The organism is Enterococcus sp. AZ163, assembly GCF_050498925.1.
Taxonomy (GTDB): Bacteria; Bacillota; Bacilli; order Lactobacillales; family Enterococcaceae; genus Enterococcus_A; species Enterococcus_A ferrettii.
This window is the reverse complement of the sequence record NZ_JBIPAO010000002.1, coordinates 291,332-311,868: the sequence shown is the minus strand read 5'-3', so window position 1 is coordinate 311,868 and position 20,537 is coordinate 291,332. Positions and strand designations below refer to the sequence as shown.

General features: G+C 36.9%; 22 protein-coding genes. 18 read left to right on the top strand and 4 right to left on the bottom strand.

Annotated elements, in window-relative coordinates; genetic code table 11:
* Positions 1 to 141: 141 nt before the first annotated feature.
* From IGI46_RS19935 to IGI46_RS19920, 4 genes are all read left to right on the top strand, one after another.
* Positions 142 to 909 (top strand): helix-turn-helix domain-containing protein, encoded by a 768-nt coding sequence (locus IGI46_RS19935; RefSeq protein WP_429974123.1) that lies wholly within the window; start codon positions 142 to 144, stop codon positions 907 to 909.
* Positions 910 to 995: 86 nt separating this feature from the next.
* On the top strand, positions 996 to 1,451 hold the full coding sequence (locus IGI46_RS19930) for an N-acetyltransferase family protein (RefSeq protein WP_429974122.1): 456 nt from the start codon (positions 996 to 998) through the stop codon (positions 1,449 to 1,451).
* Between the two features lie 159 nt (positions 1,452 to 1,610).
* The gene (locus IGI46_RS19925; protein ID WP_429974228.1) at positions 1,611 to 1,916 is read left to right on the top strand and encodes a GNAT family N-acetyltransferase; all 306 of its coding nucleotides are present in this window, start codon (positions 1,611 to 1,613) and stop codon (positions 1,914 to 1,916) included.
* Between the two features lie 37 nt (positions 1,917 to 1,953).
* Positions 1,954 to 2,451 carry a GNAT family N-acetyltransferase gene (locus IGI46_RS19920; protein ID WP_429974121.1) on the top strand — a complete coding sequence of 166 codons (498 nt, stop codon included), beginning with the start codon at positions 1,954 to 1,956 and terminating at the stop codon, positions 2,449 to 2,451.
* Positions 2,452 to 3,079: 628 nt separating this feature from the next.
* Here the strand turns inward: IGI46_RS19920 and IGI46_RS19915 are convergent.
* Entirely contained in the window at positions 3,080 to 4,039 is a 960-nt protein-coding gene (locus IGI46_RS19915; RefSeq protein ID WP_429974120.1) for a hypothetical protein, read from the bottom strand.
* A 1,062-nt stretch (positions 4,040 to 5,101) separates the two neighbouring features.
* Here IGI46_RS19915 and IGI46_RS19910 point away from each other — a divergent pair.
* On the top strand, positions 5,102 to 5,704 hold the full coding sequence (locus IGI46_RS19910) for a M23 family metallopeptidase (protein ID WP_429974227.1): 603 nt from the start codon (positions 5,102 to 5,104) through the stop codon (positions 5,702 to 5,704).
* A 114-nt stretch (positions 5,705 to 5,818) separates the two neighbouring features.
* Here the strand turns inward: IGI46_RS19910 and IGI46_RS19905 are convergent, their stop codons facing one another.
* Together IGI46_RS19905 and IGI46_RS19900 are read right to left on the bottom strand one after the other, a co-directional pair.
* Positions 5,819 to 6,436 (bottom strand): LysE family translocator, encoded by a 618-nt coding sequence (locus tag IGI46_RS19905; RefSeq protein ID WP_429974119.1) that lies wholly within the window; start codon positions 6,434 to 6,436, stop codon positions 5,819 to 5,821.
* A complete protein-coding gene (locus IGI46_RS19900) occupies positions 6,433 to 6,873 on the bottom strand; it encodes an Lrp/AsnC family transcriptional regulator (RefSeq protein ID WP_429974118.1) in 441 nt (146 codons plus the stop codon). Before IGI46_RS19900 ends, IGI46_RS19905 begins: the two co-directional genes overlap by 4 nt.
* A 560-nt stretch (positions 6,874 to 7,433) precedes the next feature.
* Between IGI46_RS19900 and IGI46_RS19895 the strand changes: the two genes are divergently transcribed.
* Entirely contained in the window at positions 7,434 to 8,405 is a 972-nt protein-coding gene (locus IGI46_RS19895; RefSeq protein WP_429974117.1) for a threonine ammonia-lyase, read from the top strand.
* 147 nt (positions 8,406 to 8,552) lie between these two features.
* On the opposite strand, the gene IGI46_RS19890 is transcribed toward IGI46_RS19895, so the two are convergent.
* Positions 8,553 to 9,524, bottom strand: a complete 972-nt coding sequence (locus IGI46_RS19890) for a sialidase family protein (RefSeq protein ID WP_429974116.1) — start codon at positions 9,522 to 9,524, stop codon at positions 8,553 to 8,555.
* A 213-nt stretch (positions 9,525 to 9,737) separates the two neighbouring features.
* On the opposite strand from IGI46_RS19890, the gene IGI46_RS19885 reads away from it, so the two are divergent.
* The 12 genes from IGI46_RS19885 (at position 9,738) to IGI46_RS19830 (ending at position 20,432) form a co-directional block, all read left to right on the top strand.
* On the top strand, positions 9,738 to 10,433 hold the full coding sequence (locus IGI46_RS19885; RefSeq protein ID WP_429974115.1) for a response regulator transcription factor: 696 nt from the start codon (positions 9,738 to 9,740) through the stop codon (positions 10,431 to 10,433).
* Positions 10,426 to 11,721, top strand: coding sequence for a sensor histidine kinase (locus IGI46_RS19880; protein WP_429974114.1), 1,296 nt, complete (start codon positions 10,426 to 10,428; stop codon positions 11,719 to 11,721). Before IGI46_RS19885 ends, IGI46_RS19880 begins: the two co-directional genes overlap by 8 nt.
* A gap of 51 nt (positions 11,722 to 11,772) precedes the next feature.
* Entirely contained in the window at positions 11,773 to 11,982 is a 210-nt protein-coding gene (locus IGI46_RS19875; RefSeq protein ID WP_429974113.1) for an ABC transporter permease, read from the top strand.
* Positions 11,964 to 12,128 (top strand): hypothetical protein, encoded by a 165-nt coding sequence (locus tag IGI46_RS19870; RefSeq protein ID WP_429974112.1) that lies wholly within the window; start codon positions 11,964 to 11,966, stop codon positions 12,126 to 12,128. Before IGI46_RS19875 ends, IGI46_RS19870 begins: the two co-directional genes overlap by 19 nt.
* A gap of 263 nt (positions 12,129 to 12,391) precedes the next feature.
* A complete protein-coding gene (locus tag IGI46_RS19865) occupies positions 12,392 to 13,306 on the top strand; it encodes an ATP-binding cassette domain-containing protein (RefSeq protein ID WP_429974111.1) in 915 nt (304 codons plus the stop codon).
* A gap of 13 nt (positions 13,307 to 13,319) precedes the next feature.
* Positions 13,320 to 14,111 carry an ABC transporter permease subunit gene (locus tag IGI46_RS19860; protein WP_429974110.1) on the top strand — a complete coding sequence of 264 codons (792 nt, stop codon included), beginning with the start codon at positions 13,320 to 13,322 and terminating at the stop codon, positions 14,109 to 14,111.
* A 217-nt stretch (positions 14,112 to 14,328) separates the two neighbouring features.
* Positions 14,329 to 16,152 (top strand): beta-glucoside-specific PTS transporter subunit IIABC, encoded by a 1,824-nt coding sequence (locus tag IGI46_RS19855; RefSeq protein WP_429974109.1) that lies wholly within the window; start codon positions 14,329 to 14,331, stop codon positions 16,150 to 16,152.
* 13 nt (positions 16,153 to 16,165) lie between these two features.
* Positions 16,166 to 17,575: a glycoside hydrolase family 1 protein gene (locus IGI46_RS19850; RefSeq protein WP_429965025.1), complete on the top strand. Its 1,410-nt coding sequence runs from the start codon at positions 16,166 to 16,168 to the stop codon at positions 17,573 to 17,575.
* Between the two features lie 17 nt (positions 17,576 to 17,592).
* Positions 17,593 to 18,429, top strand: a complete 837-nt coding sequence (locus IGI46_RS19845) for a PRD domain-containing protein (protein ID WP_429965026.1) — start codon at positions 17,593 to 17,595, stop codon at positions 18,427 to 18,429.
* A 327-nt stretch (positions 18,430 to 18,756) separates the two neighbouring features.
* Positions 18,757 to 19,173 (top strand): hypothetical protein, encoded by a 417-nt coding sequence (locus tag IGI46_RS19840; protein ID WP_429974108.1) that lies wholly within the window; start codon positions 18,757 to 18,759, stop codon positions 19,171 to 19,173.
* The gene (locus IGI46_RS19835) at positions 19,170 to 19,628 is read left to right on the top strand and encodes a MarR family winged helix-turn-helix transcriptional regulator (RefSeq protein WP_429965028.1); all 459 of its coding nucleotides are present in this window, start codon (positions 19,170 to 19,172) and stop codon (positions 19,626 to 19,628) included. The genes IGI46_RS19840 and IGI46_RS19835 overlap by 4 nt, the downstream gene beginning before the upstream one ends.
* A gap of 144 nt (positions 19,629 to 19,772) precedes the next feature.
* Entirely contained in the window at positions 19,773 to 20,432 is a 660-nt protein-coding gene (locus tag IGI46_RS19830) for a DUF2461 domain-containing protein (RefSeq protein WP_429965029.1), read from the top strand.
* Positions 20,433 to 20,537 lie beyond the last annotated feature (105 nt).

Here is a 20,537-nt window from a genome sequence, read left to right as displayed (position 1 = left end):
TAAGAAGATTAAGCACTGAAGGAGAAAATTTGATATGATTGAATGAATAAACAATAAATCCCTTTATATCAAGGATGCAAGAGATACTTGATAGGCATCTTCACAACATTTTGCTAGGGTGGAAACAAGGAGGAACATAAAATGACCATTGGGAAAAAACTTAAGGAGCGACGCAAGGAGCTGAACCTAACACAAGGGGAGGTTGCTGAGCAGCTGTATGTTTCCCGTCAAGCAATATCTAATTGGGAGCGGGATAAGAACTATCCAGATTTAGAAACGGTGATTGCTTTGAGCGATTTGTATCAGCTCTCTTTGGATATCTTATTAAAAGAAGACCAAAATGTTGTGAAGGGAATTGAGAAAACGATGAATAAAAAAATGTGGGGAACAATTTTTTATAGTATTACAGGAGTGAGCATGCTGCTTTGCCTGATTATCAATTTTGCATTAAATCAGAATCTTACGTGGTCTTTGATTGTACTGCTTTCATTAATAAGTATCGATGCATTAGTGTACCTGTTTGGAAAAAGAAATCTATGGTCGCCAATAGTCTTAGTCGGTGGAGGTAGTTTTTTAATAATAGCCTTTTCAGGATTATTAGATCGAGTGTTGCTTGTATCAAACTATATAAATCAGTCATTCTTTCTGTCAACGGCTTTGCCGATTAGTTTGATTTGGTTGTCACTGCTTTGGATCGTTACTGTAGTTCAGCTGCGGATGAGATGGTCGATTTTTTATTCAGTGTCACTTTTCTTTCTATTGGGAATTATTGGTGGATTTTTGACCAACTTGTTGGTCAGTAGTGAACCGCTTTGGTTTAGTGTATTAATAAGTGCTATCCCTTGCTTATTCTTAGGAATTCTATTTTCTTTTTTAGGAAATTATTCAGCAAATTCGAGAGAACTTTAATATTTAAGAGGATTTAAGCAGTGATCTTCGATTCTATGGTTGTGCCTTAGAATCGAAGAAAATTACATAAAAGAAGGAGTTTGCTTATGCATATACGAGCTGCAACGACTAAAGATATTTCGCTTTTATGCGACTTATATACAAAATTTTATTGCTACAATGCTTCGCTGCAGCCGAAATATTGCATAGCTGCTATTGAAACCGGAGAGTATCTTAAGTGGATTATGGAGCAGCCTGCCCACACACTTTTCCTGGCTGAATATGAAAATAGTATTGGCGGCTTTATTCATTTAGCTATAGCAGAAACACCAAATTATCCTTCGGTTGCAGCGCATACCTTTGGACAGATTGTCGATTTGTTTGTTCTGGAAAAATATCGGGGAAAGGGTATAGGTAAGCAGCTGGTTTCTGCGGCAAAACGGTGGCAGACTTCGAAAAGTTTAGCCTATCTTGAGCTGGAGGTATTAGCTAATAATCTTCAAGCTATTAAATTTTATCAGAAAATGGGGTTGACTGCCTCGCGTCTGACTTTGAACAGCTAAGAATGAGCTGAAGTAGAGTGCATTCTTTTATTCCTAAGGTACTGAAGTTCAATAAATTTCACAAGAGGTGGTACTTAGAATGATTAGAAAAGACTTAGCAATAGAAAGATACCAGCTAGCACATGAACAGGCTCTTTTTTCACTACTTAGTAAGGAGGGCTGTGCTCGGATGATGATCGATTTACACGATATAAAGAAGCACTTGACCAATCAATCTCTTATGTTCTAATACAAGACGAGTCACTTTGCGGCTATATCCGGTGTCATAATGATTATGGAAATGGAGTCTATGTGTATGATTTATTAGTGGATCAAAAATATCGAGGACAAGGGTACGGCAATTTATTGATGACCAAGGTAAAAGCTGAATTTCCTAAAACAGAAATCTATGTGTTAAGCGGAGTAGATAAGTACTATGAAAAATTGAAGCTAAAGAAAGCCGGCAGCATTTTCGAAATTAAATAAACAGATTCACCATTCTAAAAAAGAAAGGAATTTTTCAATGGTTAAAGAGGTTAGACTTAGAACGTTTGAAGATAGTGATAGTGAGCTAATGGAGAATTGGTTGGAAAAAGATTATATTATCAAATGGTATCTTGATGCAGAGGATTGGTTGACTGAAATTAGTCAGCGTCACGAGGAGTATCATTGGCTAAATCATTTTATTGTGATGTCGCAAGAAAAGGCTATTGGTTTTTGCCAGTATTATGATGTGTTTGCTGCAAAGGATCTCGAAGACTGGTACCATGTGAAGGAGCCTGGAAAGGTATTTAGTATTGATTACTTGATAGGAGAGGAAGAATTTCTTGGCAAAGGGTATGGCAAAGAAATCGTTAGACTACTAGTAGATTTAATAATGGCCAACGAAGAAAAAGCTGAAGCAATCATCGTTCAGCCGGATAAAGAGAATGCCCAATCCAATGGTGTGTTACTAGCAAATGATTTTGTGTATGATGAGAAAAGGAATACTATCAAAAGAATTTGTGCACTGTCTGAATAATGAGGAAATAGAGTTTTTTATGAATGAACCAATGATAAGGGCGATCGCTGTCCGTTCATTGGTTTTTTTTGACATAATAAGTTGATAGTTGAAGCATGATTGGAAAATGAATTGGTTTATCTTAAGCTCTTCAAGGACTCTAAATTCAGATTATTGCCACCTAAATAAACGTTTGAAATTTCCGAACGCTGGAGCTTCAAACACTTATTTGATTATTAATTCATCAATTGTTAGTCAAAGTATCCAGCAGCTGACCTTTCTTATGAATCCAAAAAGACAGAATTAAACAGATAAGATTATCAACCTTTTCAAAATACCTCTAAGAAAACAGCAAAGGATTTCATCTCAGCCATTTCAAAATAATTTCGCCAATATAATTTTAGGCCTTTAGAAAAATAGGCTTATTTTCATGTGCCTTCTTTCCAGTAAACAACAGAATAATCACTTGAAAATACCTATAGCTGATGTTCTACTAATCTGTCAGTCTATTTTCCATAGACAATGGAAATGATTGGAAAAGCTTTTGATACGAACTGATCACAATCCTCTACTTGAAAAAACATAAACCATTATAGCTATTGCGAAAAAACTGATCATAGGAAATCTTCATAGATCTATACTGACAGAATTATTTTCGTTTGCGATTCTTTTTCTTGCCGGTTTTTTTTCTTAGGGCTTTTTCTATCTCGAGGTTTCGCTCCTCTTTCGGCTTTTTACCATAAGCAGTTAAGTTCTTCCAACTGGGCATTCGATCCGTTGGGGTCTTACCAATCTTTTTCTTCTTCAACGGGGTCCTATGATCTAGTTGATCAACAGGGGGCTGGACAGATGAAGTCGACTGAGTCGCGTTCGAGTTTTCTCCGGTGACGTTATTTGTTCTGGCTGTTTTTTTTGAGTATTCCTTAACTGGTATTTCTTCCGCCTGTTCATCACATGATTTCTTAGATTCATATAATGGATCGTTTTCATTTCGAATATCAAAGTTACGATAGCGTTCGTCAATAGCAAAATCCACCCAAACAACTTTGGTAAATTGGCGCAGCCCTTTTTTGTGAAAAATAGTCAATTCGCCTAAGATATTTAGAAGCTCCATATGATCCTTTGAAGATAGGTTAGATACGACATTGCTGAGACCCCAAGTATGCATCTTGCCATTTTCATCTAAGAAGGCGGCTTTTAAATTCAGTTTTCGTTCGCCGGATTGTACGCCAGAGGTAAGAGCTGGCCGCAGGCGTTCAAGACGCAAGCGAGTCACCTCAGTCAGTTGTTTATATTCTGCCTGATTTTTGTATAGGTGGCCAAGGACGGTATTCCACTCGGCAGTACTGAAATAATCTTCAAAATAGATACACAAATGACGCGCTGAAGCTGGAACTTCACCGTTCAAAAATACCTTGCGAATCAAGTCCTTTGCTACATAAGAGAAATCACCAACATAAAAAGCGTTACGAACCATCGCTGCTACGGCCGCTTGAACAAGATGGCCTACATCTCCAGATTGTTGATAGAATTCGGTGAATTTTAGCTCGCAATTTTTTCTGTTTCTCATGCTGAAGACCTGTCTGGTGTGAAGTTCGGTAGTTGTCATAATGGCTGCTCCCTCTTTTATGCGTTTTCATTTTGTTTAAAGTTAGTTTCGCTGTAAAATGAAAATTTCTATTTTTAGTAGTATTTCTGATATATTCATTTTTTAGATTTTTGTGGTGTAATATGTTTTCATAAAAATAATATAAAACAAGTTCGTTGATGTCAAGGGGAAATTTAAAAAAATGAAAAATAATATTTTATACTAATGCATGGATTTTCATATATATGGATTATAAGTTTTGTTCCTATAAGTGTGAAGAAAGAATCTGAATAAATAAGAGATATAGACAAAATTGCAGACTAAGAATATATTCACTTTAGAAAAGAATTTTATGACGTCTTTTGGATAAAGAGTTGCGCTTGTTTTGATAAAATAGGTCTCTTCAAATGGATCATCCATATTGGGGTGATAAACTACTAACATGTTCTTTTTTAAGTCTTTTCAACAATTAAAGGACAGCATTTTTCCAAATCACATTATTTAAATGTAGTGCCTTACTATTAGTTTCAGCGGATGATCCTTTGGCAGCTTTAATATCGAATTTTTTTGAACTAGTTCATGTAATTTCGTGAAAGACAACTCAGCAGACAGAAGATGGTATATAAAGACTGTCTTGGATTGAGAAATTTATTAGTCCTTAATTTTTTTTGTAGCAGCAGTTCAAAACTTCCTAATTATTTTTTTTAAAAGTAGTCAGCCTAAAGCATGGTTTTTGTCGTTCGTGAGTGTGGTAAGCTTTATACAAGTGGTTCATTTTTTGTAGATTATTGTATTTGACCAAATGTTGACGGAAATGATAGGAGCCTTACCATGATAAGAAGAATTTGAAGTAGAAATTTTATTTGGATTGTTTTACTCGCAGTATTAGTAGGGTCTTTATTTTTTGGAAATCTTATTAGTGCTTACAGCTGGGCATTTATAAAACTAGTTCAACCAATAATTGGTCTGTTTTTGTTTCTGATAATTTTGCTTTTATTGATCTTTAGAAAGAAAAGTAGAAATCTAGCAATGTGTATTTCTCTGCTATTAAGTGTTCTGACAATCAGTCCCATTTTAGTGACAATGAATAAGATTACTATTCCCTATCCTACAAATGTGAACAGAACAAAGCCAGCTTTGACAGTCGCATTTCCTTTTGAAAAAAACACGATTGTCGGTTGGGGTGGAAATAAAATGGCAGAAAATATCCCACATGCGATGTGGGCCTATGATTTAGTAATGGAACCTTATGAAGTTGAAACATCTGAACTTTCAGACTATGGAATTTACGATCAAACAGTACTCTCACCAGTTGAAGGAACAGTTGTTGTTGCGAAGGATAAGGAGCAGGATATTCCAGCGGGAACGGAAGAGTTTATCACTATCGAAGGAAACCATGTTTATATAAAGGTAAAGGAAACTGGTACGTATATTCTTCTGAACCACTTGAAAAAAGGTTCAGTTTTGGTAGAAGTGGGAGCTGAAGTAACGGTTGGACAAAAACTAGGTCGTATTGGAAACAGCGGATCGACCTCTGAACCACATTTACACATTCACCATCAACGGCAAAACCCTAATGATGTGCCGTATCCTGTATTGGCTGAAGGGCTGCCGCTGTATTTTTCAATTGATGGTAAATCAGAAATGCCAGTGAAAGGAACAAAGATTGAGATACCTGTACCTTAAATGTTTTTTAGTTAAACTTTTTGAATGGAATAAAGAATGTTAAGCTACAAAACAATTGTAAGACCTCTGACAGATAACTTACTCTATGATCTTAGGAATATTGTATTGATCGTATCAGTTAAAAAGCAACTTAATTCCAAAAAATAAAAGTATTAAACCAACTAAAGCATTCAAGTAAGTGATGATTAACTCTGATAAAAATTGGGTAGCTAAGTTTCCTAAAATTGCAATAAATGATAAGAAAAGGATTGTTGCCAAGATACACCCAGTCGCAAACAGGAATAATTCTTTCTTATTATATTGGTTTTCGATTACTTGCTTTGTTAGAAGACTACTCCAGAAAATAATCGTTAAAGGGTTTGAAATGGTCAAAAGAATTCCTTTTAAAAATGGATTAGTACTTGTAATACTTGATAATATAGATAAATCTGGAAAAAGCGAAAATTTTAGGAGTGTTGTTAGTGAATTCAAACCAAATAAAATCAAAACAAGTCCACTGATGATTTTTATAAAAAAGCGTATGTTAGGCTTATCTATCACTGAAGAAATACCGCAAAAGGATAAAAAGATAAAGACAGTGTCTACTAATACTGCAGCCCAACTAACTAACAAACCGTTACCCAAACCTTTAGACGTAGACGTATTAAAAACCATTATAGAAACCGGCCCAACAGCCAATTGTAAAACCATTCCAAAACGTAAGCCTTTAAATAAGCTAGTTATGTTTGTCATGTGTTCATCTCTTCCTTCAAGGTGCTTAATACAATGATTGTGTTTGAATTTCGTACTCCGTTCGACTTATTTAATACGTTAGATAAAAAATTATCTAACGCAGTTGTATCTTCTAATGCAATTTTCAAAAGGTAATCATAAGCTCCTGCGATATGATGACATTCTAGAATAGCATTGTTAGCAGATACTAATTTCTTGAAACCCTCAGAAATCTTGCTGCCATCTAAATTTACTAAAATAAAGGCTAAAAGATTCTCGTTGTTCTTTTTGCGATTGACCTTAATCGTGTAGCCTTCAATTATATTGGTTGCTTCAAGTCTCTTCATTCTCTCAGAAACGGTTGGGACAGATAGGTTAATATTTTTGCTAATCTGTGAAGCAGATAAACGCCCATTCTTCTTTAGTTCAGCGATAATTTCTAAATCAATACTATCCATGCTATCACTCCTGTCTATATAAACAATTCTATGAATTATACTTAGTAAAGTAAATGTTTTTTTAAAAAAAACATAATTTTTAAGGAGTTTACCTTTTTAGATTAACAAACGTAAATAATAGGACTGTCCGAGGGCTAAATAGGTTACGAAATTAAACTTTCTAATCTCAACCACTATAGCTGGATAAAAAATTAGTTGCGATTAAACAGCATTCTTGATTTTGAGTTATTAAATATTGATTCTGAAATAGTCGATGTTGAAAAAGATTCTCAGTTGATGACAAGCCTTCTTATAAGAAATAGATCTTAACACCCGATAGTTCAACTGAATCCTTCAATAAACTATTGTAAATGGCTAAGAAGAAAACTAAAATAAATATATTTTGCTTGATAGCAAGAACTTAAGTATAATGTATACTTCCGCTTTTTCTAATGTGTTTCCGAAGTAAAAAAGTGGGTAATCGATAGCAGCATAGAATCGGTACTTTTTAGATAAACATTGTGTAAGCATTCAAATAAAAAGGGGTTCGGATTTATAAAAAGTGGTAGGAGGAAGAATAAATGGACGATAATACACAAGTATCAATTGACGGGATTCAACAGGCAGAAAAGGTTGTTTACCAGTATATGCAGCCCTCACAGCTGCTGCATTATCAAAATTTGAGTGAGCTGTTTGGGGCCAGCGTTTATGTTAAACATGAAAATCAAAACATGGGTGGCAGCTTTAAAATACGAGGTGGCATCAATATTATGCATCAGCTGAAAAAAGAGGAAGTACCGGGAGTTATTACCTTCAGTACGGGAAATCATGGTATTTCGGTTGCTAAATCTGCACAACTTTTTGGTCTAGAGGCAATTATCGTGGTACCGAAACGTAATTCTCCTGAGAAGAATCAGTTAATTAAGGATGCTGGAGCAACTTTGGTGGAAGCAGGTGAACATTTTGAGGAAGCTGCTGCCTATGGACAAAAGCTGCAAAAGGAAAATCAGTATCGCTTTATTCATGCGGCGAATGAACCGCATTTAATTCACGGTGTAGGAACTGAATTTACCGAAATACTTAGACAGCTTCCGGATATCGATGTCATCATTCTTCCAATTGGCGGTGGTAGTGAATTAGCTGCTGCAGTGACTGTTTTCAAAGCACTAAAACCCTCAGTCGAAATCTATGCTGTTCAGGCTGAAGCTTCAAAAGCTGCTTACTTGTCGTGGAAAAAAGGCGAAATTACACAGGCTGAAAATAAAACCTTTGCAGGCGGTTTTGCAACTGGTGCTGGATTTGATTTGACCTTTGATATTTATAAGGATCACTTAACGGACTTTATTTTGTTAAGTGAAGAAGAGCTGATGGAAGGAATTGCTTATGCGTTCACCTATACCCATAATGTCGCTGAAGGAGCAGGCGGATCAACACTGATTGCTTGCCGTAAAATAGCTGATAGTATAAAAGGGAAAAATGTGGTGCTGCAAATGAGTGGTGCGAATGAATCTGCTAATAGATATCTTATGGCTCTAAATAAATACTTGCGTTAAAAAACTTTCGATTCCAAGACTAACTGTTTCTTGTCCTGGAATCGAAAGCTATTTTATATAAGCATTCGTATCAGATAATGGTTCGTAGTCTGTTGAATGGGGGAAGATTAACCAGTCATCAAATAGTAAATGGTATTTGTTTTTTTGTTAGACCGAAGTTACTTGGCCTTTACTAAAATCGTCTTTTCCTTCTTTCGGCAGTAATTCATCCGGGATAGAATCTAGAATGTCGTCGATGTTAGGAATTTCAAAGCCTTCTGGTTTTTCTTCTGACCAAGTCTTGCCGCCATCGGTTGAATACAGTGTTTTGTCATCTTCAGTTTGCTTTGTGATAACTGATTTTACTTTATCTGAAAAACCTTCAGGTACTTCTTCTGACCAAGTTTTCCCACCATCAGTGGAGTAAAAAATTTTGCCGTCTTGGAATTTCATGGAGACTCCGCCTTCTACTGGAACCGTGAAGCCATTTTTCAACCAATCTTCGACATCTTTTAATGGATCAGACCATGTTTTCCCGCCGTCCTCAGAGTATTTCCAGCTGTTTTCTTCAGAGTTAAATTCAGATAATTTATTTCCGTCTTCGCTTTTCCACGTTAGTGTTCCGTCTTTATCGACCTCCACGCCTTCAGGTACCTCTTCAGTCCAAGTTTTTCCGCCATCGGAAGAGAATTTCCATTTGCCATCTTCTTGCTTCATCACGATTCCTTTGCCGTTTTTATCATCGAAAGGGAATTTGAAGACATCGTCCTCGGGATCCTTAGTGATAGTTTTGGATAGAGAATTCTTGTAGCGCAGTCGACCGTCTTTATCCTCATAAATATCTTCTGGTGGTGTGCGAGTCCAAGAAACGCCATCATCAGATGAAAATTCCCATTTTCCATTATTCCTACGCACCTTTACATCCTCAGAAGTCACCGGATGTTTTTCATTTGAAGCATGCAGGTCAGCCTCTGCTTTTGCTCCAGAAACGGCTCTCCCGATATTATAGGAGACTAGTGATAAACCAATCAAAACAGTTAGAATAACTACACGTATTGTAAAGGGAATCGTTCGTAGGAAGCTGCCCCAGCTTTTACCAGAGCGTCCTTTTGAAGAATAATCGGATTTCTTTTTATTCATGACAATGACCTCATTTCTATAATTTATACTCTGATTCTAAGAGCCGAACCTTTAGCGAAGCTTTAATTGATAAAAGAAAAGAGTAATAAATAAAAAAAACAGTTATCGAGCGTTTTTTAGTAGTTAAAAGTTGCTTTGATTCAAGGTTCATTTTAGTTTGATACGTTATAATAAGGTAAGAACACTAGCTATATTTATAAGGGAGAATAATTAATGAAACTTCTTTTAGTTGAAGATGAAATTATGTTAGCTGAAGCAATCGCTCAAATTCTGCGGAAAAACGGTTATTCTGTGGATATAGCCGAGGAAGGAGAGTATGGGTTAGACTGTTTAGTTTCTGGAATATATGATCTGGCTATTTTAGATATTATGCTGCCGAAAAAAGATGGATTAACGATTTTAAAGGAGGCTCGGGAAGAAGGGGTCGACATCCCGATTCTGATGCTTACGGCTAAAGGGGAGCTGGAAGATAAGGTTGAAGGGCTAGAGTTGGGAGCAGATGATTATTTGAGCAAACCATTTCATTATCAAGAGCTTTTGGCACGTTTGAAAGCACTATGGCGTCGGAAGAAGAGTGAATACAAAGAAGGTGGTGTCCTTGCTTTGGGAGATTTTGAATTAAATCCCTATACTCTGAATCTGATAACGGAAACACAGGAAATCAGTCTGACTAGGAAGGAAGCAAATATTTTGGAATTTCTGATGAACAATTATCCGCAGCTTTCTTCTAAAGATAGAATTATTGAAAAGGTCTGGGGCTATGATTCCGATGCTGAATCTAACCATGTAGAAATGCACATTTCACTTTTAAGAAGAAAGATGAAGCAGGCAGACAGCTGTACGCAAATTAAGGTGATTCGTAATTTAGGTTATATGTTGAAATTTTCGGAGGATCGACAAAGTGATTAAAAAATTTAGACGCCGATTAATTGCGATGACTACCGGTTTTGTGACAGTTATCTTGATTGTGGCGTTTTTAGCTATCTTTCTAACCACCTATTTAAGAGTTCAATCGGACAACTTTGAGAAGCTAAATCAAGCAGAGGAACTAAAAATTACTGGCGGTAAGGTTCATTTTGATGACAGCGAAGAAGAAGCTCTCCAAATTGATCGAATTGTTCCTGGCGGAGGGGTATATTTTAACATGCTGGTAGACAAGGCTGGAAAGCCGATCATGATTGATTCTGCAATTAAGCTTTCTAAAAAAGATTATAACAAGGCTGCGAAAATTGCTTGGAAAAATCAAGAAGGTGGTGTGACCCGATTCGGTAATCGTGATTGGCAATATGTGGTAGCTCCAGCAATTGCCACCTTAAATTACGATGAAGAGGACAAAAATATTGGGAAAGAAGATGAAACCTATTTGATTCGTTTCCTTGATGTCACTGACTCGAAAAAAAGTTTAAAAAATCTAGCGATGACTTTGCTGATTGTCGGAATTGGTTTGCTGATCTTTTTCTACTTAGTAATCATTTATTTTACCAATCGAGCGATGAAGCCGTTGGAAGAAGCTTGGCATACTCAGAAACAGTTTATCGCAAATGCTTCCCATGAACTGAAAACGCCTCTGAGTATTATTTCCACTAATGTTGGTGTGCTGTATTCCAGTAAAGAAGATACTATCGAAGATCAGATCAAATGGCTGGACAATATTTCCCGGGGAACGAAACGTATGACCGGCTTGATAAATAAATTGTTGACGATAGCTAAAACGGACAATATGTTCGAACCACTAAATTTCACGAAGGTTCGAGTGGATAGATTATTGGAGGAGGCACTCAATAATTATCAAGAAAAATTTGATTCAAAACAAGTGACAGTTAAGCAGGAGCTATTCAATATTACTGCGAAAACAGACGAAGTATCACTGATTCAATTGTTTGAAATCTTTATTGATAATGCGTGTAAGTATACCAATGACGGCGGAACCTTTGAAGTGAAGATGGAAGAGTCTGGAAGAAAATGCATCATTCGTTTTAAAAATACCGGCGCCGGAATTGCTGAAGAGGATTTACCGAAAGTCTTTGAGCGTTTTTATCGTACGAATGAGGTTCGGCAAAAATATGAGGGTAGTTATGGCTTAGGCTTGTCGATTGCGCAGAATATTGTTGAACAGCTAAATGGAAAGATTTCTGTCACTAGCAAAGTAAATGAAGAAACTGAGTTTGTTCTTCATCTGATATTGAAAAGAGAATAACTGATAAGACTGTAGAAAAAGGCGGTAGCATTTGATCTACAGTCTTTTTTTATGGAAATTCAAGGTTCAATCAAGCTTAGGTTAGTAGGGATGAATATGATTTATATATCGGTTTCAGAACGAACCAAAGAAATTGGCGTTCGTCGTGCCATGGGAGCAACGAAAGGAAATATCGTGAAACAATTTCTATTGGAAGGAGTAACGTTGACATTGCTGGAGGTACCATCGGCGATCTGTTTAGCATGTTTTTTGGAGTTTTAGTCAGTATGATTACTCCATTGTCAGTCAAACCTGATCTATTTACGGTACTGTTAGCAGCAGGTTTGTCAGTTGTTGTAGGGATTATCTTCAGTTGGCTGCCAGCTAAAAATGCAGCGAAAAAAGATATCGGCACATTGCTTCGTTAATCAAGTGGAGAAAAGCAGTCGATTTAGACTGCTTTTCGTGTATCTAATGGCTTTTAAAAAAAGGAGATCTGCGCATTGTTTTTTCGATCCATTCTATTTTCAATTTACTCTTCGCCTTTTGGCACAATGAAAGATAGTAATTTTAGGTTCCTTAAAGGTTCATTGTATATAGTAACAATAAGGAAGAGTTGTTATTAGAATCGATTTCGGAGCATCATTCCTTATTACAAGATTCACGAATTTTAAACGAAAAAGGAGAAATTATGGAGAAGACGATTTTAAGAACTACCCAGCTGTCAAAATCCTATACAGGAAGAATGGCAGTAAGTGAAATAAATATGACGATAAGAAAAGGCGAGATTTACGGATTTATTGGTGAAAATGGGGCCGGGAAGACCACATTGCTGCGGTTAATCACCTCCCTGATATTACCTTCATGTGGAGAAATTGAACTTTTTGGTAGCAGTAAAGCGGATGACCTGCAGCAGGCTAGAACAAGAATTGGCTCCATGATTGAAACTCCAGCTTTTTTTCCTAAAATGACTGCGCGGGAAAATTTGGAGTACTACTGGATTCAAAGAGGCCTGGTTGATGAAAATGAAATTGAACGAGTATTGCAGCTGGTGAATCTTAGTGATACCGGCAGGAAGAAATTCCATCAGTTTTCATTAGGAATGAAGCAAAGGTTGGGATTGGCCTTAGCAATTATGGAAAACCCAGAATTTTTAATTTTGGATGAACCGATAAACGGCTTGGACCCAACTGGAATGATCGAATTTAGAAACCTGATTAAGCGATTGAATGAAGAGTACCAAACAACTATTCTGATTTCTAGTCATATCTTGTCTGAACTGGCACATATTGCCACCAGATACGGCATTATTCACCAAGGCAAAATGCTCAAGGAATTTACTCAGGAGGAATTAGCAGAGGATATCCGCGGATTTATTTCTGTTAAGGTTGACGATGCACAAACGGCGGGAGGGATCATCCGCTCAGCTTTGGACAATACGAATTTCGAAGTTGTTTCTAAAGAGGAGATTCATTTATTCAGCTTTTTTGATGATCCTTCAATCGTTATCGAAACACTTAGTTCCAATGGAATTAAGGTCTATTCATCAAACGAAGTAAAAATAAACTTAGAAGACTATTTTGTCAGTGTAATTAATGCAGCATAAGGAGAGAAAAGCAATGGTAAATTTGATAAAAGCAGAGTTCTTTAGATTAGGCAAAGGAAATGCGGTTCGAAATGTATTGCTGGCTGGTGTAGTGATTATTATTATTACTGGCTTAAATATGTTTAACTCTGGTGGCGCTACTGGTGGAATCGGCGTACAATCAGCAGCAAGTACGGCTCGATCTTTGCCAGTAAATGGTGCTGATTTTATCCAGCAAATGCGAGACGATGGTCTATTTCCTTTCTTTATTCTTGCTTTTGCAACGGCTGTCTTAGGAGCAGATTACTCAACTGGAACTATTCGAAACACTTTGTCCTACTTTGCTAATCGAAGGATTGTTTTTTTGGCAAAGTGCATTACTGGGTTTCTTTGCTGCTTAGTGTACACTATCGTTTGTTTAGCAGCGAGTACAGCATTGGGCGTTCTGTTGTATGGTTTTGGTGGAATTAATTTAGTCTTCATTTTGAGAATGCTCGTACAAATTATTCTATCAATGCCTTTATATCTTGGAATGATTGCAATTGGTTATTGCTTATTGGTTTTTACTAAAAAAACAAGTATTACCATTACTGTCTACATGGTAGGGATGCTTTTTATTCCATCCTTCACTTATCAAATTCACCAATTGTTTCCAAAAGCAGAGTGGTTGAAGCTGTGTGATCCGTTATCTGCGTTTTCAATGCTCTCACAATTTTGGGAATTTCCCGCCAGCTATGTAGGAATGGTTTTACTGGTATGGTTGGTACTAGACGTACTCATTTTAGCAGCAAGTATGCGTAGATATACATTCGCTGATGTGATTTAACTGTTATGTTAAGAATAAATGATAAAACGAAAAACAAATAAATTTAAATTTCTTATTGATTGCGCTATCATTATATGCTATTATTCGATTACAGCAAAATAACGTTATTGGCATGTTACTGATTACGCAGGCAAGACCAAGACAAACTAACACTTCAATTTTTTGGTTGAGGCGTGGTTTGACTTGGTCTTTTTTACTGTTTAAAGGAGAGAGAAAGATGGATTACAGAGAAGTAGGAAAAAATGTATTGCAGCATGTTGGAGGAAAAGAAAACGTGGTCAGTTTAACCCACTGTGCAACTAGATTACGTTTTGAGCTCAAAGATAAGAAAAAAGCTGATACTAAAGCTTTAGAAAAAACTTCGGGTGTGATTAGTGTTGTTGATAGTGGTGGTCAGTACCAAGTTGTCATTGGCAATGAAGTCCAAACTGCTTTTAAAGAAATTCAAAAAGCGGTTGGTAACTCTATTAAGCAGAAAAAACCTTCTGATAGTCAGGAAAGTATTATTTCAAGACTGATTAGTGTTATTTCGACTACTTTCACTCCAATGATTCCAGCAATCACTGGTGCTGGGATGGTAAAAGCTATTTTAGCAGTCTTGACTTTGACTGGTGTACTATCAGATAGCAGTCAAACTTACATCATTTTGAATACGATCGCTGATGCAGCCTTTTACTTTATGCCGGTACTCTTAGCTTATGGGGCTGCAATAAAGTTTGATGTCAGTCCAATTTTGGCGATTACAGTTGCCGGTATCTTGCTTCATCCTAATATTTCGCAGCTTTTTTCTACTGGTGATGCGGTTTCTTTCTTAGGAATTCCGGTATTGGCTGCTGATTATGCTGGGTCGGTGTTACCAATTATTTTCACGGTTTGGATTATGTCCTATGTGGAACCCTTTGCCGATCGGATTTCACCCTCATTTATCAAGTTCTTTACTAAACCAATGCTGGTTTTTCTGATCATGGGACCGTTGGCGTTAGTAGTTATTGGACCATTCGGAACGCTACTAAATGATCTTGTAGCAGTTGGAGCTGAGTGGATTAACGGTAAGGCAGCATGGTTAATTCCATTTTTAATGGGTGGTTTACAACCTTTCCTTGTTGTAACTGGAACAGCTTGGGCCATGACACCAATTGCTACTATGCAGCTAAGCAGCAATGGTTCAGAAATGATCAATGGACCAGGGATGTTGGCCTCCAACATTGCCCAGTCTGGGGCTACGTTTGCAGTGGCTGCGAAAACGAAAAACAAAGAGTTAAAGCAGCTAGCTGTTTCTACCGGAATTACTGCTTTAATGGGAATTACTGAGCCCTCACTTTATGGAGTAACCTTGAAGCTGAAAAAACCATTGGTGGCTTCAATGATTGGTGGTGCGATCGCTGGTTTATATGCTGGCTTGAGCGGTTTGGTAAGATATGCTTTCGTTTCACCAGGCTTAGCAGCATTGCCTGCTTTCATTGGTGAGAATCCGATGAATATTGTTCATGCAATTATTACATGTGTGATTGCTTTTGTTGCAACCTTTATTATTGCTTATCTAATCGGATTTGATGACACTTCCGATGAATTAGAACAGGCTTCAGCGGAATCATCAATCATCATTGAAAGTCCAGTAAAAGGAAGTATTTATCCTATTTCTGAAGTTAACGATGCCGTTTTCTCTAAAGGTTTACTAGGAAAAGGTGTCGCCATTCATCCGGAAGAAAATAGCATTTATTCACCAGTTGATGGAGAAGTTATCACTATTTTAGAATCTAAGCATGCTATTGGTTTGCGTTCAAAAGATGGAATTGAACTATTAATCCATGTTGGGATCGACACAGTGAATCTCAAAGGTAAGCCCTTTGAAGTTTTCGTAAAAGCAGGGGATCAGGTTTCAGCAGGACAGTTGCTAATTGACACCGATTTTGATTCCATTAGAAATGCGGGCTACGATGATACAGTGATCGTTGTGGTGACCAACAGTGAAAATTATGAAGTAATAAGTGAAACAACTGGAAACTTAAAGGAACACGAACCATTGATGCAAATTAGTTAAGGAGAGGATTTTCGTGCAGTACAAACAGCTTTCAGCATTTCCAGAGAATTTTTTATGGGGAGCCTCCATTAGTGCTTACCAAGCAGAAGGAGCTTATCAAGAAGATGGAAAGCAGCCATCAATTATTGACAAGTATCAGCATACAGAAGGGGTAGCCAACTTTGAAGTAGCCTCGGATTTTTATCATCACTATAAAGAGGACATTCAACTGTTCAAAGAATTGGGTTTGAAGGCTTTTCGCTTTTCCATCGCTTGGACTCGGATCATGGATATTGAAAACAACAAAGTGAATCAGAAGGGGATTTCTTTTTATCATCAAGTTATTGATGAATGTTTGAATCAGGGAATTGAACCCATCGTAACCATGTACCATTTCGATTTACCTTATTTTTTAGAGGAACAAGGTGGTTGGTTAAATCGGGAGACCATTGAACATTTCGTCGATTATATAAAAATACTATTTCATGAATACGGTCATAAGGTAAACTATTGGTTAACGATTAACGAACAAAACACCATGATCCTGCATCCTGGTGCAATCGGTCTACCACTTAGTGGACAGCTGCCTTCAAAAAAAGAACTCTTTCAAATTAACCACCATGTTTTATTGGCTCAAGCTAAAGTGATTCACTTGTACCATCAGTTGAATCTTAAAGGAAAAATCGGTCCAGCTATCAATTTGACTGCTATGTATCAGGCTACTTCAAGTCCGGAAGATGCAATTGCAGCCCATAATTGGGAAACATTAAGAGGCTGGTCCTTCTTGGATGCAGCAGTTCGTGGGAAATACAATTATTTGTTTGAAAACTATTTGAATGATCGCGGATTATATCCTAAAATTGAAGCAGAGGATCAGGAAATATTATGTTCCGGAAAACCCGATTTTATTGCGATTAATTACTATTCAACTGCCACGATCGCTGCTAGTAAGAATGATGGATCAGACGTCTCCGCTAGAGCAGGGGATCAACAAATTATGTTGGGGGAAGAAGGCGTCTACCGAGCAGCAGAGAATCCTTATGTTGATAAAACGCCCTATGGCTGGGTAGTTGACCCTACTGGATTGAGACTAACCCTAAGAAAACTATATGACAGGTATGATTTACCTATTTTAATTACCGAAAATGGATACGGAGCTCCAGATATAGTGGATGAAGACGGGCGAATCAATGATCAGGATAGAATTGATTATTTAGCCAAACATATTTTGGCTATTCAGGAAGCTTTAACAGATGGTGTCGATGTCTTTGGTTATATGCCTTGGTCAGCGATTGATGTTGTCAGTACTCATCAAGGTTTTAATAAACGTTACGGATTTATTTATGTTGACCGAACGGATGGGGACCTTAAAGAATTAAAACGAATGAGAAAAGAAAGTTTCTTTTGGTACCAAGAATTAATTGCTCGAAATGGCTTAGCTTAGAGGGGGCGGTGAATCTAATGAGAGTAGCTAAAACGTTAAACAATAGTTTAATTCTTTGCTTAGATAAACAAGGCAAAGAGGTGATATTAATGGGAAAAGGGATCGGATTTCAACTCAAGAAAGGCGATCTTGTTCCAGCTGATAAAATCCAAAAAGTATTTAAATTAGATTCACTTTCTGACGCTCTAAAAAAGGATTACATCAAATTGTTTGAGGATGCTTCGGATGATCTAATTATTTGCGTGAAACGAATTATTGATTATGCTAACAGCAGGTTTGACTTTAAACTGAATAAAAGTTTATTTTTTACGCTGGTTGATCACTTGAAGTATGCGATTGAACGCAGTCAAAAGGGTATTGTTTTTCAAAATCGTTTGCTGATTGAAATTCAAAAGTATTATCCAAAGGAATTTGCAGTGGGCTGCTACGCTATTGAACTAATTAACAAAAAGATGAATGTTCAGTTGCCAGAAGAAGAAGCTGGAAACATTGCTTTTCATATTGTAAATGCTCAAAGTGAGCAAACGAATATGGAAGAAACTATGCTTTCCGTGAGAGCTCTAAAGGATATATTGACCATGTTAAGCTATTTATTTCCTGAAAAGCAAATTGACAAGGATTCCATGCTCTATCTAAGATTTGTTACTCATTTGCAGTTTTTCATTGCCCGGATGATAAAAAAAGAAGAACTTCCAGAAAAAGATGATTTTTTATTAGCTTCAGTGAAGCAACGCTTTCCTAAAGAATATCGGGCAGCCGTAAAGATCAAAGAGTATGTCCAAGAAGAAATGGATGCTTCAGTGAATCAAGATGAGTTGCTATACTTAACATTGCATATTTCAAGAGTGTATTAGAAGTTAAAAAAACTTCTATCAACTGCCATTTATATAAGAGTGCGACAGAAGCACAAGCACTAAAAAATAGGAATGATACTTCGAAAATGACTTGTCCTTATTTTATGATTAATTTGGCTTACTTCCAAAGGATCTGCTTCAGCCACACCACTTATTTGTTTGTCGGAACCTGTGACCTAAGAAGTCACAGGTCTTTTGTTTGTTCAGAGAAATAGAAGTTTAGATCCTATTTCAAGGCATTTCTTCGATAAACCTCTTAAGTATTGATTGACTTCATTTTAATAAGTGTATATATTATAAGTATGCTTATTAAAAAGGAGAATGACGATGAAATTTAGCTTTGAAGTTGAGACAGAATTAACACCGGAACAAATTTGGCCATACTATGCTGAAGTAAACAACTGGTATAAATGGGAAGATGATTTGCAAAAGATTTCTTTAGAAGGAGCATTCGAAACCGGAACGACGGGTGAAATGACGTTAGATGGACAACCACCAATGGCTTTTACATTAACTTCAGTCAAAACAAATGAATATTTTACTGATGAAACAACTATTCCACATGCTGGAACTATTTCATTCCATCACGAACTGGAAAGACTAGGAGAAAAAACCTGTATTCGGCATTCAGTAGAGTTCAAAGCAGTTTACCATAAGGAGAATGTGAAAGACAGTCAATTCTTGCTCGGTATTTTTTCTGATGTGCCAGCATCGGTCTTTGCGTTGATTAAGGCAGCCAGATGAGTCTATTTCCATCAAAATATCAAGGTGGGTCAGATCATTCAGTCGGCTTTTCTTTCATCCGAGTTTATAATATTTGGCATCGACAAATCAAGGCTGCTCTGTCGCAGATTGATTTAACGCATCCTCAGTTTGTGGTAATTGCTTCTTTAGGTTATTTAGCTCAGTTTGATCAGGAGATTACTCAAGTCAATATTGCTGACACCTCGGATATTGATGTGATGACTATATCAACAATTATTAAGAATCTTGAGAAGAAGAAATTAGTAATACGAGCTCTCTCTGTTGAGGATGCACGAGCAAAATCTGTTCAGCTAACTGATGAGGGTACCCAACTGATGATGGAAGCCATGAAAATTGTTGAGGAAATTGATTGCCGATTCTTTGGACAATTAGGAAATGAACAAGAGATCTTTAACCAATTTCTGCATCGTCTTTCACAAGCAGAGGTGGATTAAGGAAGTTGGATTTCTTTAAAAACTAAGGCTAGATAGGCCGCTTACCTTAAAAAAGCTGACATTTATTGAAAAACTTAAAAACTTCGGTACACTTCAGTAAAATGGATGAATTTTTAGGAGATAATAGAAAAAATGGGGGAAGTTATGAAAAAAATATTTTACTATTTAAGCGAGCTGCAGCAAAACAATGATCGGGAATGGTTTCATGCTCATAAACCGGAACGCCTAGCTGCTTTGCAAATGTTTGAACAGCTAGTCCATGAGCTAAACGCTGAATTAATGAAGATGGACGCAACAATCTCATTACATGAACCAAAGAATCTAACGTATCGATTGAATCGAGATATTCGATTCGCTAAAGATAAAACACCATACATGCCGGCTTTTCGAGCCAACATTGCTCCCAATGGCAAAGATTTTATTCCGGTAGGTTATTACCTTTTTCTAATGCCAGGAGATCGTTCGTTTCTTGGCGGAGGTTTTTATGCGGATGGCATGTCAGAGGTAACGAATGCCATTCGAACTCGAATTATTCGCAAACCAGAAGAATTTTTGAGCATCATTAACCAGCCAGAATTTGCAAGGACCTTCGAAGTATTAGGCACGAAATTAAAAAGAATTCCACGTGGCTTTGAGGAATATAAGGATAGTGAGTTAGCGGAATGGTTAAAGCATAAAAGTTGGCACTTATCTTACAATCTGACAGATGAAGTCCTGCTGTCATCTCAGGATTTTGTTGGTGAAGCGGTGAAAATTTTTCGATTAATGAAACCCTTCAATCATTTTATTAATGGGGCTCTTTAATGTAATTTGAAAAGATGCAAGACCGTTTTTTACGCAATTATGTTTTCTTATGCCCGCTGGAGTCACCTACAATGCAATAAGGTCTGATACGTTGGTACAAATTAC